We start from the raw sequence: 16,543 nt of genomic DNA, 5'->3' as shown, positions 1-16,543 counted from the left end.
CCGACTTAGCCGTACGGAGGTGATGTATGACCGCTTTTGCGCTTGAAGCCGAAGGCATCAGCAAGTTCTTCCCCGGAGTGAAGGCACTCGACAATGTCTCACTGCGTATTAAACCGGGGTCGGTACATGCCCTGATGGGTGAAAATGGCGCGGGCAAATCCACTTTAATGAAATGCCTTATCGGGATGTATCGTCCCGATAAGGGCACCATTCGCATTAAAGGGGAGCCAGTGCAGTTTCAGGACACCATGGATGCGTTACGTTCCGGCATCTCCATGATTCACCAGGAGCTCAATCTGGTGCCTCACATGACCGTGGCTGAAAACATTTGGCTCGGTCGCGAACCGATGAAGTACGGCTTTGTTGATCACGGCAAGCTGAATAAGCAGACGCAGGAGTTACTCAATAGACTTAATATCCGTCTGAAAGCCGATCGTATGGTCGGCGAGCTGAGTATCGCTTCACAGCAGATGGTGGAAATTGCGAAAGCGGTGTCGTGGAATTCGGACATCGTGATTATGGATGAACCGACGTCGGCCCTGACGGAAACCGAAGTGGCGCATCTGTTCACCATCATCCGCGACCTGCGTGAGCAGGGCAAAGCCATCATCTATATCAGCCATAAGATGGACGAGATTTTCGCTATTACCGATGAGATCAGTATCTTCCGCGACGGTGCGTGGGTCGGCAGCAATAACACCAGCGAGTATACCCGCCAATCGCTGATTACTCAGATGGTAGGACGCGAACTGACCCAGCTGTTCCCGAAGTTCAACGGTGAAATTGGCGAAGATGTGCTGACGGTGCGCAACCTGACCTGCAAAGATCGCTTCACCGACATCAACTTTACGGTGCGCAAAGGCGAAATCCTCGGCGTGGCCGGACTGGTTGGCGCCGGACGCAGCGAAGTGATGGAAAGCCTGTTCGGCATGGAGAGTTTCGATAGCGGTGAAATTCTGATTGATGGTGTGCCGGTTAAGATCGATTCGCCGTCCACGGCGATTGAGAAGGGCATGGCGTTCCTGACGGAAGATCGTAAAAAGTCGGGGCTGTTCCTGGTGTTGTCGGTGATGGAGAACATGAGCATCGTCAACATGCCTGATTACACCCATAAAAGCGGTTTTGTCAGCCACATCAAAATGGCGCAGGACTGCATGGATCAGATTCGCAAGCTGAATATCAAAACCCCGACCATGGATCAGATCATCAATAACCTCAGCGGCGGTAACCAGCAGAAGGTGCTGATTGCCCGCTGGCTGCTGGCGCAACCGAAGATCCTGATTCTCGACGAGCCAACGCGCGGTATTGACGTTGGTGCAAAAGCAGAGATTTATCGCTTAATCAGTGAACTGGCAAACCGCGGCGTGGCCATCATCATGGTGTCGTCCGAACTGCCAGAAATTCTCGGCATGAGCGACCGCGTGATGGTTATGCACGGCGGACGTATAACCGGCATCCTCGATAAAGAAGAGGCCAATCAGGAATCCATTTTGTCGTTGGCATCCGAGTGAGGCGTGAGACACCTATGAGTAACGTAAAAATTACGGCCCCGCAGGCCGCAGAACAGAGTTCTTTTTTTGGCAACCTGCGTCATAAGTTGCCAAAAGATACCGGGATTTTTGTTGTCATGTTGGGCATTGCCCTGATCTTTGAAATTGCCGGTTGGTACGTGCGTGACCAATCTTTCCTGATGAACACTAACCGCCTGGTGCTGATTATTCTGCAGGTGGCGATTATCGGTATTATTGCGGTCGGCGTGACGCAAGTCATTATCACCACCGGTATCGACCTGTCGTCTGGTTCGGTTATTGCCTTAACGGCCGTGGTCGCAGCCAGTCTGGCACAAACCTCTGACAGCTTGTCGCCGATGTATCCATCGCTGGTTAACCTGCCGGCAGTGATCCCGATTGTCGCCGGGATTGGCGTGGGGCTGTTGTGTGGCGTGATGAACGGCGTGCTGATTACCAAAACCGGTATTCCACCGTTTATCGCCACGCTCGGTATGATGGTGTCGGCGCGCGGTCTCGCGCAGTACTACACGCAGGGTAACCCAATTAGTTTCCTGTCAGATGGCTTCACCTCCATCGGCCAGGGCGGCATGCCGGTGATTATCTTCCTGGTCGTCGCGTTCCTGTTCCACATTGCGCTGAAACACACCCGCTACGGCAAATATGTCTACGCGATTGGCGGCAACATGACCTCCGCCAAAGTCTCGGGTATCAATGTTAATAAGTACCTGATCATCGTCTACACCATTGCGGGTGCACTCTCAGGCCTGGCCGGTGTCGTGCTGGCGGCACGTGTCAGTAGCGGCCAGTCAAGTATGGGAATGGCCTACGAGCTAGACGCCATCGCCGCAGCGGTTATCGGCGGCAGCAGCCTGATGGGCGGCGTCGGACGCATCACCGGTACGCTGATTGGTGCGGTGATTCTCGGCCTGATTAAGAGCGGCTTCACCTTTGTTGGGGTGGATGCTTATGTGCAGGACATTATTAAAGGCATCATCATCGTCGCCGCAGTGTCCATTGATATGCACCGCAACCGCAAAAAACGCTGATACGCTGCATACTTCGCGCTGTAGCGGCGTTGGCTGCGAAAATTCACCCCGGTCACATAGTGAACTATGCTCCCGGGGCTGAATTTTCTGGCCGCCTTGCTACAGCGCGAATTATTTTGCGTATCAAGAATGTGCACAATCGGTTCCCTCTCCCGCGTGCGGGAGAGGGCTAGGGTGAGGGACAGCGCGCACATAACGCAATATTCCCGTTCGGTCGGTTCCCTCTCCCGCGAGCGGGAGAGGGCTAGAGTGAGGGACAGCGCGCACATAACGCAATATTCCCGTTCGGTCGGTTCCCTCTCCCGCGTGCGGGAGAGGGTTAGGGTGAGGGACAGCGCGCGCATAACGCAATATTCCCGTTCGGTCAGTTCCCTCTCCCGCGTGCGGGAGAGGGTTAGGGTGAGGGACAGCGCGCACCGGCCCACATAAGTTTTCCAGCTGGTTAATTACCTTCTTTCCTGCTCGATCTCTTTCGTTATCGCCATTTCTGCCCGTTTCCGGCTACTTCTGCACCATATCCTCTCATTGAGCCATCACTTTTTTGCACGCCTGCCTCGCATTTCCTGCCCCATCGCGGTGCAATGCGCTGGAATCCTAATCCTTTTGCGTCATCGCTCGCGCTTATTAACTCCTTCGAGGTAACCACAAATGCTTATTTTCCGTGCCTTTAGGAAAAATCCGCTAATACTTTTCTGCGTCCCTAACAAACCTGGCCTGCATATTGCAACTTCATGAACATAAGCCAGCAGGCTGAAACACCCAACCTGGGTATTCGGGGATTGACGGAGGCAACATGAATTTAAGACGACTCAAGTACTTTGTAAAAATCGTCGATATCGGCAGCCTGACTCAGGCAGCAGAAGTGCTGCACATCGCGCAGCCTGCGCTTAGCCAGCAGGTCGCTACGCTGGAAAATGAACTCGATCAGCAATTGCTGATCCGCACCAAGCGCGGCGTGACGCCAACCGAAGCCGGTAAAATTCTCTATGCTCACGCCCGCACTATTCTGCGTCAGTGTGAACAGGCGCAAACGGCGGTGATCAATGCCGGGCAGGCGTTGAACGGTCAGGTGTCTATCGGCTTAGCGCCGGGCACCGCTGCATCCTCGCTCACTATGCCGCTGCTGCAAACGGTACGTGAACAGTTCCCGGATGTGCTGGTGTATCTACACGAAAACAGCGGCTCGTCGCTGAATGAAAAGGTGATGAACGGCCAGTTGGATATGGCAGTGCTGTATGATCGTGCGCCAACCGCAGGCATCAACAGCATTCCATTAATGAAAGAAGAGTTGTATCTGGTGGGCGCAACGGCATGTCCAGGTGCCAGCGTTGATCTGGCTGAAGTGGCGCAGATGAGCCTGTTCCTGCCACGCGACTACAGCGCGGTGCGTAAACGTGTTGATGAAGCCTTCTCGCTGCGTCGCCTCAGTGCGCGCATCATCGGCGAAATTGAATCGATCTCCACGCTGACCGCTGCCGTAGCCAGCGGCATGGGCGTCACGGTCTTGCCAGAGTCTGCCGCACGTGCGTTAGTGAGTTCCACGCATGCGTGGATGGCGCGGATTAACAGCCCGTCGTTGAATCTGCCGCTGTCGTTGAATATTTCTGCCCGTTTGCCGCTGTCGCCATCGGCGCAGGCAGTGAAGAATATCCTGCTGTCGCTGTTGAATAAGCCGATGGTGGAAGATCGTGAGTTGATGTTGGTGGGTTGAGTTAGTCGCACTTTTCCCCTCACCCTCTCCCGCAGGCGGGAGAGGGAACCGATCCAGCCCTTCCACAGCAAAATTGATCACCTCACTAACCCGTTCCCCATCTTGCAGATGGGAGAGGGAACCGATCCAGCCTTTTTAACTCGCATTAATCACCTTACCCATTAGCCGCACCGTCGGCTCCCACGCCCGCTTGCGGGAGAGGGCTGGGGTGAGGGCGTCTCTCAAACCCTCCCTTATTACTATTCCGCATAACACACCGTTTTTTATTATTTGTTGCGATGACACCAACTTCATAACATGGATGAAACAGGGGCAGGAACCAGGAGAAAAGGGTGTGAATTTCCAGCAACTTAAAATTATACGTGAAGCGGCCCGTTGCGAGTTCAACCTGACCGAAGTGGCGAATACGCTGTTTACCTCCCAATCCGGGGTGAGCCGCCATATTCGCGATCTGGAAGATGAACTGGGCGTGGAAATTTTTATTCGTCGTGGCAAGCGGCTATTGGGAATGACGGAACCGGGCAAAGCACTGTTGACCATTGCTGAGCGCATCCTTGATGAAGCGGGTAAAGTTCGTCGCTTAGCGGATGTGTTTACCAATGAAACCAGCGGCGTATTGACCATCGCCACCACGCATACGCAGGCGCGTTACAGCCTGCCGCGGGTGATCAAAGCCTTCCGCCAGCTCTATCCCAACGTACGTCTTGAGCTGAATCAGGGATCGCCGCAGGAGATCGTAGCGATGCTGCTGGCCGGTGAAGCCGATATCGGTATCGCTTCCGAGCAGTTGGTGAATAACAGCAGTCTCGCAGCGTTTCCGTGGTTCAGCTGGCACCACTCGCTATTGGTGCCGCACGACCATGAGTTGCTGCAGCATCAGCCGGTGACGCTCGCCAGTCTAAGCCGCTATCCGCTGATCACCTATCGTCAGGGCATTACCGGCCGTTCGCGCGTCGATCGTGCTTTCCAGGCGGCAGGACTCAGACCGGATATCGTGCTCAGCGCCCAGGACTCTGACGTGGTGAAAACCTACGTTGAATTGGGTCTCGGCGTCGGCATCCTCGCCGATCAGGCGTGCGATATTTATGAAGGTGAAGACCTGGTGAAAATCGATACGCACCATCTGTTTGATGCCAACACCGTGTGGCTCGGCCTGAAGCGGGGTCAATTACAGCGCAACTATGTGTGGCAGTTCCTTGAGCTGTGTAACGCCAATCTGTCGCTGGAGGAGATCAAACGTCAGGCGCTCTCTTACGAAACCGAGAACGAACCGGCTATCGATTTCCAGATTTAAGCGGCTTTTCGGTCGCCACAAAGGCGACCGAATCCCACAGCATAAAATTTCTTTTCCCACCGCAAAACAGACGCCAATCAACATTCCCTCCAGCAGAAAAACATCCTGCGCTGTCGCGTCACGTTACAGTGAAATGACGAAGATACAGGGGATTGTCATGTCGCGAATTCAACTCAAAGATACGGAACTACTGCGCCAGCAGGCGCTGTTTGGCGGTCGCTGGCAGGATGCGCATCAGGGCGCAACGCTACCGGTGATCGATCCTGCCACTCAACAGCCGATAGCCACCATTCCCGCATTGGGTGCGGCGGAAACCGAGCAGGCGATAGATTATGCCGAATCGGTGCGGGTGAGCTGGGGTAAAACGCCCAACGCCACGCGCGCTGCGCTACTGGAGAAGTGGCATCAGCTGATTATTGCTAATGCCGATGACCTGGCGATCATCATGACCGCCGAGCAGGGTAAACCGCTGGCGGAAGCCAAAGGCGAAGTGCTGTACGGGGCCAGCTTCGTTAAGTGGTTCGCCGAAGAGGCACGACGCATCTATGGCGACACCATTCCGGCACCGAGCGAAGATCGCCGCATTCTGGTGCTAAAGCAGCCGGTGGGCGTGGCCGCAGCCATCACGCCGTGGAACTTCCCGATAGCGATGATCACCCGCAAAGTAGCGCCCGCGCTGGCGGCCGGTTGCCCAATTATCGTTAAGCCCTCTGAACTCACGCCGCTGTCGGCGCTGGCGCTGGCGGTGTTAGCCGAACGCGCCGGATTCCCGAGCGGTGTGCTGCAGGTGCTCACCGGCCTGCCGACCGACATCGGTAGCACGCTCACCGCCAGCCGCACGGTGCGCAAAATATCCTTTACCGGTTCCACTCGCGTGGGGCAGCTGCTAATGCAGCAGAGTGCAGACAGCATTAAGCGTCTGAGCCTCGAGCTGGGCGGCAACGCGCCGCTGATTGTGTTCGATGATGCCGATCTCGATGTCACCATTGCTGGCGTGATGGCGAGTAAATTCCGCAACGCTGGACAAACCTGCGTCTGCGCCAATCGCATTCTGGTGCAGCGCGGCATCTACCAGCGCTTCAGTGAACGCTTGTTACAGGCGGTGGCGGTGCTCAAAGTCGGCGACGGCTTTGCGCCCGACAGCACTATCGGGCCGCTGATCAACGATCGCGCAGTCGAGAAAGTTAACAGCCATATCGACGATGCCCTCAGCCAGGGCGCGACCTTGCTGCACGGCGGCATCAGCGCGCCGAACGGCACCTTTGTCGAGCCAACGGTGCTAGGCAATGTCACCAGCAGCATGCGGATTGCGCATGAAGAGACCTTTGGTCCGGTCGCGCCGCTGTTTATCTTTGATAGCGAAGAGGAAGCGATCCGTATGGCGAATGACACGCCTTATGGACTTGGCGCCTATTTCTTCACCGAAAATATTCGCCGGGCATGGCGCGTGGCGGAATCACTGGAATTTGGCATGGTCGGCTTTAATACCGGTGCAATATCATTAGATGCCGCACCTTTTGGCGGAATTAAATTATCTGGATTAGGCCGTGAAGGATCGCGATACGGAATAGAAGAGTATCTGGAACAAAAAACCTTTCATATTGGCAGTCTTTAAAATCAACAACGCGCGATAAATCGCGCCGCTACAAATACCTGCACTTATCGTAGCGGCGCAATTTATTGCGCGATCCTATAAACATAAACAGCGCCGCAGCCTCAGGTTCGCGGCGCTGTTTATTTGTGCGCCGCGTCATACTTTCCCGCTTATCCCCGTTTTAGTGCAAGTTTCATGCGAGCTGCACCGCTGCGGCGCACGAAGTTTGTGAGATAAATCATCTGTTTATTCCTTCGGCAATTCCGCAAAATTTCGCTCATCAATACGGCAGAAAATTTCTTAGCACCGTTTTTTACGCATTTTTATTTTTTAGCTGGCTGGCATACTTTCTGCATTAGCTTATTAGCGTGGCAGAAAAACGCAGTGCAAATCGTTAATTAGCGCGTCTGTGATGGGTGTAACAAATAAGGAATTTTCCATGTTAAGTTTCGACCCTGAAAAAGTTTTACTTCCTGCCGGTCATTATATTGGCGGGCAACATCTTAAGACGGCGGGCGCGCTGTTTGCCGTTAAGCGTCCGTCCGATGGCAAAGTCTATGCCGAACTGAGCGAAGCGCAGAGTGAGGATGTCGATCGTGCCGTCACCACCGCGCATCAGGCGCTCAAAACCAGCGGCTGGAGCAGCTGTGCTCCTCGTGCCAGAGGTAAAATTCTGCGTCGCTGGGCCGATCTGATTGAAAACGACCCTTTACTCGCCCAGCTCGAATCGCTCGGTTCTACGCGCCCGATCAGCGATGTCATCCAGCACGAAATTCCTTTCACCGCCGAAGCCATCCGTTTCTACGCCGAGTGCGCCGACAAATACAGCGGCGACCTGTTCCCGACTCAGGAGAGCAGCCTCGGCATGTTGATTGCTGAGCCATATGGCGTGATCGGCGCCATTACGCCGTGGAATTTCCCGCTATCGATGGCGTCGTGGAAGTGCGGTCCGGCGCTGGCCGCAGGCAATGCCGTGGTGCTGAAACCTTCTGAGCTGACGCCATTCTCCACCGTGCGCATGGCCGAGCTGGCGGTGCAGGCCGGCTTACCGGCAGGCGTACTGAATATCGTGCAGGGCAGCGGGGCGGTAACCGGCAGCGCGCTGGTGACGCATCCGCTGGTGCGCAAAGTCTCCTTTACCGGCTCAACCGCGACCGGCGCACGCATCATGGGCGATGTGGCGCAGCACGGCATGAAACCGGTGACGCTGGAGCTGGGCGGCAAAAGTCCGCAGCTGGTGTTTGATGATGCTGGCGATATCGACGTACTGGCGCAGCGAATTCTGCGCGGCTTCACCGCCAACGGCGGCCAGGCGTGCGTCGCTGGCACCCGTCTGATTGTGCAGCGCGGCATTGCGCAGCCGCTGTTGGATCGTCTGGTGGCGCTGTGTCAGCAACCGCGCCCGGGCGTCACCTGGCAGGAGAGCAGCCGCTATGCGCCGCTGATTGATGAGCGCCAGGGCAAAAAGGTGGCCTCGGTGATTGCCGATGCCAAAGCCCAGGGTGCCGAAGTGCTGGTGGGAGGCGAACGCTTCGCCGACACCGCAGAAGGCTGGTTCTGGCAGCCAACGCTGCTGTGCGCTGTCGCTAACGATAATCCGGCGGTGCAGCAGGAAATTTTTGGCCCGGTGCTCACCGTGCAGCAGTTTGACGACGAAGAGGAGGGGCTGGCGCTGGCGGCGCACGAAACCTACGGCCTGTGCGCCGGCGTGCATACGCTGAGCCTGCCGCGCGCCCTGCGATCGGTGCGCGCGCTTGAGTCCGGCACCGTGTGGGTCAATCGCTATGGCCGCTCCGGTGACTTTATTATCCCGACCGGCGGTTTTCTCGGCTCGGGCATTGGCAAGGATCTGGGACGTCAGGCATTCCAGGCCTGTCAGCGCCAGAAGAGTGTGTTAATCGATTTCTAATTTATCTCCCTAACCGCGAGGTCGCTTCATGGCACTGTTTAAACCGAAATTCATCACCTTTGATTGTTACGGCACGCTGATCAACTTTGATATGGCGGGTGCAGCCGAACGCTGCTTTAAAGATCGCGTAGCGCCGCAGGAGATGCTGGCCTTCACCACCGATTTCGCCCGCTACCGTCGCGACGAAGTGCTCGGCGCGTGGAAGCCGTACTACGCGGTGGTCAGCGATGCGTTAGAGCGCACCTGTAAAAAATGGGGCGTGCAGTGGAGCAAAGCGGACAGCGATTTTATCTACACCGACTGCGCCACCTGGGGTCCACATCCTGACGTGCCCGCCGGCTTAGCCAAAGTGGCCAAAGAATTCCCGCTGGTGCTGCTCACCAACTCAATGAAAGACCTGATTCCCCACCACGTGCCACGTCTCGGCGCACCGATTCACATGACCATTACCGCCGAAGAAGTCGGCGCGTATAAGCCGCAGATGAAAGGCTTCGAGTACATGCTGGATAAGCTGAACTGTGGCCCGGAGGAGATTCTGCACGTCTCATCCAGCCTGCGTTACGACCTGATGACCTGTCACGACATGGGCATTAAAAACAAGGTGTGGGTCAATCGCGGTCACGATCCGGCTAATCCGGCGTATGAATACACCGAAATCAGCGATATCGGCGGACTGCCCGCTGTGGTTGGACTGTAAACCTGGAGGCGGCGATGAAACTCGAATCATTCTGGCAAGCCACCGCGCCAATGTTTAGTGGCGCAGCGACCGGCCCGCTCCCGAGCGTAGCCGATGTGGTGGTGATTGGCGGGGGCTTTACCGGCGTCTCGACGGCGCTCAACCTGGCGCGCAGCGGCATCAATGTGGTGCTGCTGGAGAGCGGCGAGGTGATGAGCCAGGCATCGGCACGCAACGGCGGGCACTGCAATACCGGCGTGGCGCAGAACTTTGCCTCACTGGTGGAGAGCCAGGGAATCGAGCAGGCCAGCCGCTTCTATCGTGCCTACGACGACGCGGTGAGCTATGTCGAACAGCTGGTGCACGACGAGCAGATTGATTGTGATTTCCGCCTGTGCGGCAAACTGAAACTGGCCAGTAAAGCCTCGCATTTTCCCGGTCTGCGCAGCGCGTGGCAGTTGATGCGCGACACCGTCGACCCGGAAATCGAACTGATTAGCAAAGATGAGATTCGCCGGGAAGTGGGCAGCGACGCCTTTCACGGCGGCCTGCTGCAGAAGCGCGGCGGCCAGATGCACATGGGCAAGTTTGGTATTGGCCTGGCAGAAGCCGCAGCGCGCAGCGGGGCGAAGATCTTCCCGCATCACGCGGTCACCGGTTTAACCCGTCTTGACGGTTATCGCCACCGCGTCATCACCGCGCACGGCGACATCGTTGCCGACAAAGTGATGATGGCTACCGGCGTCTCTAACGAAGGCCCGTTCCCGTGGTTCCAGCGCCGTATCGTGCCGGTAGGCAGTTTTATTGTGGTCACCGAACCGCTCGGCGATGCAGTGATCAATCAGGTGTTGCCACAGGATCGCACTTACGTTACCTCGCTGAATATCGGCAACTACTTCCGTACCACCGCCGATCGTCGGCTGGTGTTTGGCGGTCGCGCCCGTTTTGCCGTCAGCAATCCCACCTCCGATACGCGCAGTGGCGACGTGCTGCGGGCGGCGATGACCGCGCTCTTCCCACAGTTGGGCAAGTCACGCATCGATTACTGCTGGGGCGGCATGGTGGATATGACCGCCGACCGCTTGCCGCACGCCGGTGAACAAGACGGCGTGTTTTATTCGATGGGCTACAGCGGCCACGGTACGCAGATGTCGGTGTGGATGGGGCGCGTGATGGCCGATCTACTGGCGGAAAAACGCAACGAAAATCCCTGGCAGCGCGATACCTGGCCTGCGCTGCCCGGTTACCACGGTAAGCCGTGGTTTTTGCCCCTGGCGGGCTGGTATTACAAAGCCAAGGACCGGCTGTCGTGACACGCCGTGTGCCTAAAACCGCGCGATAAATCGCGCCGCTACAACAAGGTGCACAAACCGTAGCGGCGCAATTTATTGCGCAATGTTGGCGAGGGACATTGCGTTCCTGGAATTCGAAAAACGAAATCAACAACAATTCATATTGAGGGTGTGCAGATGAGTAAATTCGATAAAGAGTCTGACGCTGTAAATCCGGCCCTGAACCGCATGCTGACCGAAGGGTCAATGTCGCGCCGTGGCCTGATGAAGTTGTTGTCTGCTGGTGCCGTGATGAGCAGCGGTTTGATCGCTTTCCCGCAGATGAGCTTTGCGGCCACCACTCCAGTGAAAGGCGGCAAGCTGCGCGCCGCCATGTCCAACGCCTCAGCTACCGATACGCTCGATCCGGCCAAAGGCAACAACAGCGGCGATTACACCCGTCAATTCATGGTCTACAGCGGCCTGACCGAGCTGGATAAAAGCCTCGCGGTGCAGCCGGCGCTGGCGGAATCGCTCGATTCCAGTGACGGCATCACCTGGCAGATCAAACTGCGCAAAGGCGTGACCTTCCATGACGGCAAACCGCTGACCGCCAAAGACGTCATCTACTCGCTGAGCCGCCACAAAGATCCGGCGGTGGCCTCCAACGCCTTTAAGCTGGCCGATCAGTTCAAAACCTTCACCGCGATAAACGATAACGAGCTGACGCTGGAACTCAGCCAGGCCAACTTCGACGTGCCGTTTATGCTGGCCAGCGCGCCGTTCCTGATCGTGCAGGACGGTACCAAAGATTTCAGCAAGGGCATCGGCACCGGGCCGTTCAGGCTGAAAGAGTTCACACCGGGCGTGCGTTCGGTTGGGGTGAAGAACCCCAATTACTACAAGCCAGGGCTGCCGCATCTCGATGAAGTGGAGCTGCTGGGCGTCACCGATCAAGCCGCGCGCGTCAACGCGCTAATGTCGGGCGATCTGCACATCGTCTCTACCCTGAGCGCCGCCGACTGCAACCGCATTAAAGCGACGGCCGATTACGGCGTGCTGGAGAGTAAATCCGGCATGTACACCAACCTGATTGTGCGCACTGACGTTAAGCCGGGCAGCAATGAAGACTTCGTGCTGGCGATGAAGTATCTGCAGCCGCGCGACATCCTGGTGAAAACCGTGCTGCAGGGTTATGGCGACGTCAGTAACGATACGCCGGTGCCGCCATGGCATCCGCTGTACAACGCCGATCTCAAACCGCGCCCGCTGGATGCCGAGAAAGCCAAATTCCACATCGAGAAAGCCGGGATGAAAGGCGCGACGGTGGAGATTATCACCACGCCAAACATTGAGGGGTCGGTGGAGGGCGGCCAGCTGATTCAGCAGGTGTCGCGCAGTACCGGCCTCAACATCAAAGTGCGTCGCGTGCCGTATGACGGTTACTGGTCCACGCACTGGACCAAAGATCCGGTCGGCTATGGCTCAATTAACCCGCGCCCGACGCTGGATATGCTGTTCTCGCAGTTCTATCTCTCATCGGCGGCGAATAACGAATCGGGCTGGAAGAACGCGCAATTTGACCAACTGGTGGTGGCGGCACGCGGCGAGCGTGAGCAGACCAAACGTAAGCAGATGTACGGTGACATGCAGAAGCTGATTTACGATCACTGCGGCACCATCATCCCAACCTTTATCAGCTCCACCGATGGCTACAGCAAGAAAGTCGGCGGCGTGGAAGCCTGGCCAAGCGGCATGATGATGGGCTATCGCTTCCATGAGTTCGCCTGGCTGAATGCCTGACCTCGGGTCGCCATTGATGGCGCAATGGTTGCCAGTTAAGAGATGAAAAACCCTAATTACCCAGCGCACACATTGTAGCGGCGCAATTCATTGCGCGATAAATCGCGCCGCTACGTAAAGTGCGGTGATCTGATACTGCGCTTAACTGATCGGCATTACGCCATTCATGGCGACCGATTACCCGGTGCCTGATGATTCTGTACAAGGAGATCGCCGATGAACCGATACATGTTGTTCCTGATTGCCCGGCGCGCAGGCGCGGGCATCCTGACCTTACTTATCGTCTCGGCGGTGGTGTTCTTTATTACCAGCCTGCTGCCCGGCGACGCTGCGCAGATGATTCTGGGGCAAAATGCCACGCCGGAGACGGTGGCGGCGTTACGCCAGCAGCTGGGACTCGATCAGCCGCTGCTGGTGCGCTACTTCACCTGGCTCACCGGCATGCTGCAAGGGGATTTTGGCACCTCGTTCGCCAGCCATCTGCCGGTGCTGCAGCTGGTGGAGCAGCGTATTCCCGCCACGCTGCAGTTGGCCGGCATTACCACGGTGATTTGTGTGCCGCTGGCGCTGCTGATTGGCATCATCGCGGCGATGAATCGCGGCTCTGCGCTGGATCGCTTCCTGGTGATCAGCACCATGGCCACCGTCGCCGTACCGGAGTTTCTGGTGGCGACCGTGGCGGTACTGATCTTCGCGGTGAAGCTGCATTGGGTGTCGGCAATGTCGTTTGGCAGCCCGAATATGGATGTCATTAGCTACCTCAAAGCCTATGCGCTGCCGGTGCTGACGCTGTGCTGCGTGCTGGTGGCACAAATGGCGCGCATGACACGCTCCGCCACCATCAACCAACTCGACAGCCCCTATCTGGAGATGGCGCTGCTGAAAGGCGTGTCGCCGCTGCGTGCAGTGCTGCGTCACGCGCTGCCGAATGCGGTCGGGCCGATTGCCAACGCCATCTCGCTTAGCCTTTCATATCTGTTCGGCGGGGTGATCATCATCGAATCGATCTTCAGCTATCCCGGCCTGGCGAGTGCGCTGGTCGATGCGGTGAGCAACCGCGATCTGCCGGTGGTGCAGCTGTGCGTGATGCTGTTCGCCGCCTGCTATCTGGTGCTGCTGCTGGCGGCCGATATCCTCACCATCGCCTTTAACCCGAAGTGGAGGAGCTGATGAATACATTGCTGCTGCCTGTACGTCTGTTTCAGTCGCTGTCGGTCTCCGGCCGCATCGGCCTGCTGATCTCCCTGTTTTGGCTCTGTATGGCGCTGTTCGGCACCCAGCTGGCCCCGCACAGCGTGGAAGATATCGGCGGCGGGCCGATGCTGGGCGGCATGACGTCTGCCAACTTGCTCGGCACTGATTATCTGGGCCGCGATATCCTCAGCCGCATTCTTTACGGCGCGAAATTCTCCATTGGCCTGGCGCTCACCGCTGCGCTCTGTGCCAGCATCATTGGTACTTTGCTGGCGCTGCTGGCGGCGGTCGCCGGGCGCTGGCTGGAAGAGGTGCTGGGGCGCGTGAACGACGCGCTGCTGGTGCTGCCGGGCAAAGTGCTGTCGCTGATGATTGTCGCGGTGTTTGGCTCTTCGCTGCCAATGCTGATCCTTACCGCCATCTTCACCTACTGGCCGGGCGCGTTCCGTATCGCCTTCGCCATGGCGAGCAGCTTGCGCAATATGGATTACGTGCGTGCGTCGCGTCTGCGCGGTGAAAGCCGCTGGTACGTGGCGATCCACGACATCCTGCCAAATATGGTGCACCCGATGCTTACCGACTTTGGCCTGCGCTTTGTCTATATCGTGCTGCTCCTGAGCGGTTTGAGCTTCCTCGGCCTCGGCGTGCAACCGCCTTATGCCGACTGGGGCACGCTGGTGCGTGAGAACCTGCAGGGCTTATTCAACGGTTCGCCTGCGGTACTGATGCCGGCGGTGGCGATTGCCAGCCTGACCATTGGTGCCAACCTGTTTATCGATAGCCTGCAGCAGATGCGTCCGCTGACGCTCGCGAAGGAGGGAGCATGAACGTGACGCCACATACCGCCATGCCGGTGATCTCGGTTGAGAACCTGCGCGTTACCGCGCAGACCGACAAAGGCGAAGAGATAGATCTGGTTGCTGATATTCGTTTTACCGTGCAGAGAGGAGAAGTGCTGGCGCTGATTGGCGAATCCGGCTCCGGCAAAACCACCATTGCCATGGCATTGATGGGTTATGCACGCCACGGCTGCCGCATCGCCGACGGCAATATTCATATGGCCGGCACCGACGTGCGCAGCCTGTCGCCGGGCCAGCTGCGCGCGTTTCGTGGCAACAAAGTGGCCTATATCGCGCAGAGTGCGGCGGCGTCGTTTAACCCCGGCATGCGCATTCTCGATCAGGTGATTGAGCCGGTGGTGATCCACGGCACTATGAAGCGCAAAGACGCCAAACAGAAGGCGATTGCGCTGTTCCGTGAGCTGGCGCTGCCCAATCCCGACACCATCGGCGATCGCTTTCCGCATCAGGTTTCCGGTGGACAGTTGCAGCGTTTGATGACGGCAATGGCGCTGATTGGCGATCCGGATGTAGTGATTCTTGACGAACCGACCACCGCGCTGGACGTGACGACTCAGGTTGAGGTGCTGAAAGCGTTTCGCCGCGTGGTAGCGCAGCGTGGCGTAACGGCGATTTACGTCAGCCACGATTTGGCGGTGGTGGCGCAGATGGCGGATCGTATTCTGGTGTTGCTGCGCGGTCAGATGGCGGAGTACGGCACCACCGAACGACTGATTGGCGCCCCGCAGGCGGAGTACACCAAACTGCTGATGGAGGCGGCGCGACAGAAAGAGCGCCCAAGCAGCTGGACCTGCGCCGAGGCGGACATGCAGCCGCTGATGGAAGTGCGCGATCTCAGCGCCGGTTACGGCCCGCGCGACAGCAATGGCCATTCTAAAATTCGCATTCTTGAAGACATCAATCTGAAGCTGTGGAAAGGGCAGGCGATTGGCATCATTGGCGAGTCCGGTTCGGGTAAAACCACGCTGGCGCACGCCATTGCTGGACTGAACGCGCCGAGTCACGGCCATATTCTGTTTAACGGTCATTACATCAATGGCGACATGCATAAGCGCCCGGACAATGAGCTGCGCCGCATTCAATATGTGTTCCAGATGGCCGATACCGCGCTGAATCCGGCGCACAGCGTCGGGCAGATTTTGTCGCGTCCGCTGACGCTGTTCCACGGCCTGAAAGGGGCCGATCGCGATCGCCGTCTGCATCAGTTGCTGGATCTGGTGAAGCTGCCGCGCACCTTGCTGTGGCGCCGCCCGTGGGCGCTCTCCGGCGGGCAGAAGCAGCGCGTCAACCTGGCGCGCGCGCTGGCGGCGGAGCCAGATTTGATTCTGTGCGATGAAGTGACCTCGGCGTTAGATACCGTGGTGGCTGCCGCGGTGCTGGATTTGATCAGCGAACTACGCCGCGAGCTCGGGCTGTCGGTGCTGTTTATCAGCCATGACATGCATGCGGTTCGCGCCGTTTGTGATGATATTGTGGTGATGAAATCGGGCAGAATTGTCACCCAAATCGCCCGTGCCGACTATGACAAACCGACCAGCGAACTCTATTTCGAACGCCTGAAACGAGCGGTGCCTGAACTGCGCCAGGGCTGGCTGGATGAGCACGAAGAGGTGCTGAAGGCAGAGTAAATGCCAGGTCGCCATGAAAAGCGAAATGCCGACCAGCTAAGCGCCG

12 protein-coding genes are annotated in these 16,543 nt (G+C 57.5%); all 12 read left to right on the top strand.

Annotated features, from left to right (window positions below):
* Positions 1 to 26: 26 nt before the first annotated feature.
* The 12 genes from WH298_RS02095 (at position 27) to WH298_RS02040 (ending at position 16,497) form a co-directional block, all read left to right on the top strand.
* Positions 27 to 1,511, top strand: coding sequence for a sugar ABC transporter ATP-binding protein (locus WH298_RS02095; protein ID WP_007890987.1), 1,485 nt, complete (start codon positions 27 to 29; stop codon positions 1,509 to 1,511).
* Between the two features lie 14 nt (positions 1,512 to 1,525).
* Positions 1,526 to 2,557, top strand: coding sequence for an ABC transporter permease (locus WH298_RS02090; RefSeq protein ID WP_049852518.1), 1,032 nt, complete (start codon positions 1,526 to 1,528; stop codon positions 2,555 to 2,557).
* Between the two features lie 793 nt (positions 2,558 to 3,350).
* On the top strand, positions 3,351 to 4,268 hold the full coding sequence (nac, locus tag WH298_RS02085; protein ID WP_007890984.1) for a nitrogen assimilation transcriptional regulator NAC: 918 nt from the start codon (positions 3,351 to 3,353) through the stop codon (positions 4,266 to 4,268).
* Between the two features lie 334 nt (positions 4,269 to 4,602).
* Positions 4,603 to 5,562, top strand: coding sequence for an HTH-type transcriptional regulator Cbl (gene cbl, locus WH298_RS02080; protein WP_008109354.1), 960 nt, complete (start codon positions 4,603 to 4,605; stop codon positions 5,560 to 5,562).
* Between the two features lie 157 nt (positions 5,563 to 5,719).
* Positions 5,720 to 7,177 carry an NAD-dependent succinate-semialdehyde dehydrogenase gene (locus WH298_RS02075; RefSeq protein ID WP_180822083.1) on the top strand — a complete coding sequence of 486 codons (1,458 nt, stop codon included), beginning with the start codon at positions 5,720 to 5,722 and terminating at the stop codon, positions 7,175 to 7,177.
* A gap of 418 nt (positions 7,178 to 7,595) precedes the next feature.
* Entirely contained in the window at positions 7,596 to 9,065 is a 1,470-nt protein-coding gene (locus WH298_RS02070; protein ID WP_180822082.1) for an aldehyde dehydrogenase family protein, read from the top strand.
* 28 nt (positions 9,066 to 9,093) lie between these two features.
* The gene (locus WH298_RS02065) at positions 9,094 to 9,762 is read left to right on the top strand and encodes a haloacid dehalogenase type II (protein ID WP_049852521.1); all 669 of its coding nucleotides are present in this window, start codon (positions 9,094 to 9,096) and stop codon (positions 9,760 to 9,762) included.
* A gap of 14 nt (positions 9,763 to 9,776) precedes the next feature.
* Positions 9,777 to 11,054 (top strand): NAD(P)/FAD-dependent oxidoreductase, encoded by a 1,278-nt coding sequence (locus WH298_RS02060; protein WP_180822081.1) that lies wholly within the window; start codon positions 9,777 to 9,779, stop codon positions 11,052 to 11,054.
* Positions 11,055 to 11,210: 156 nt separating this feature from the next.
* A complete protein-coding gene (locus tag WH298_RS02055) occupies positions 11,211 to 12,815 on the top strand; it encodes an ABC transporter substrate-binding protein (protein WP_180822080.1) in 1,605 nt (534 codons plus the stop codon).
* 216 nt (positions 12,816 to 13,031) lie between these two features.
* Positions 13,032 to 13,985, top strand: coding sequence for an ABC transporter permease (locus tag WH298_RS02050; protein ID WP_180822079.1), 954 nt, complete (start codon positions 13,032 to 13,034; stop codon positions 13,983 to 13,985).
* A complete protein-coding gene (locus tag WH298_RS02045) occupies positions 13,985 to 14,836 on the top strand; it encodes an ABC transporter permease (protein WP_049852524.1) in 852 nt (283 codons plus the stop codon). The genes WH298_RS02050 and WH298_RS02045 overlap by 1 nt, the downstream gene beginning before the upstream one ends.
* Entirely contained in the window at positions 14,833 to 16,497 is a 1,665-nt protein-coding gene (locus tag WH298_RS02040) for an ABC transporter ATP-binding protein (protein WP_180822078.1), read from the top strand. Before WH298_RS02045 ends, WH298_RS02040 begins: the two co-directional genes overlap by 4 nt.
* Positions 16,498 to 16,543 lie beyond the last annotated feature (46 nt).

This window comes from Pantoea nemavictus (assembly GCF_037479095.1).
GTDB classification, from domain to species: domain Bacteria; phylum Pseudomonadota; class Gammaproteobacteria; order Enterobacterales; family Enterobacteriaceae; genus Pantoea; species Pantoea nemavictus.
The sequence above is the reverse complement of the archived record's forward strand: the minus strand, read 5'-3'. Positions and strand labels throughout refer to the sequence as shown.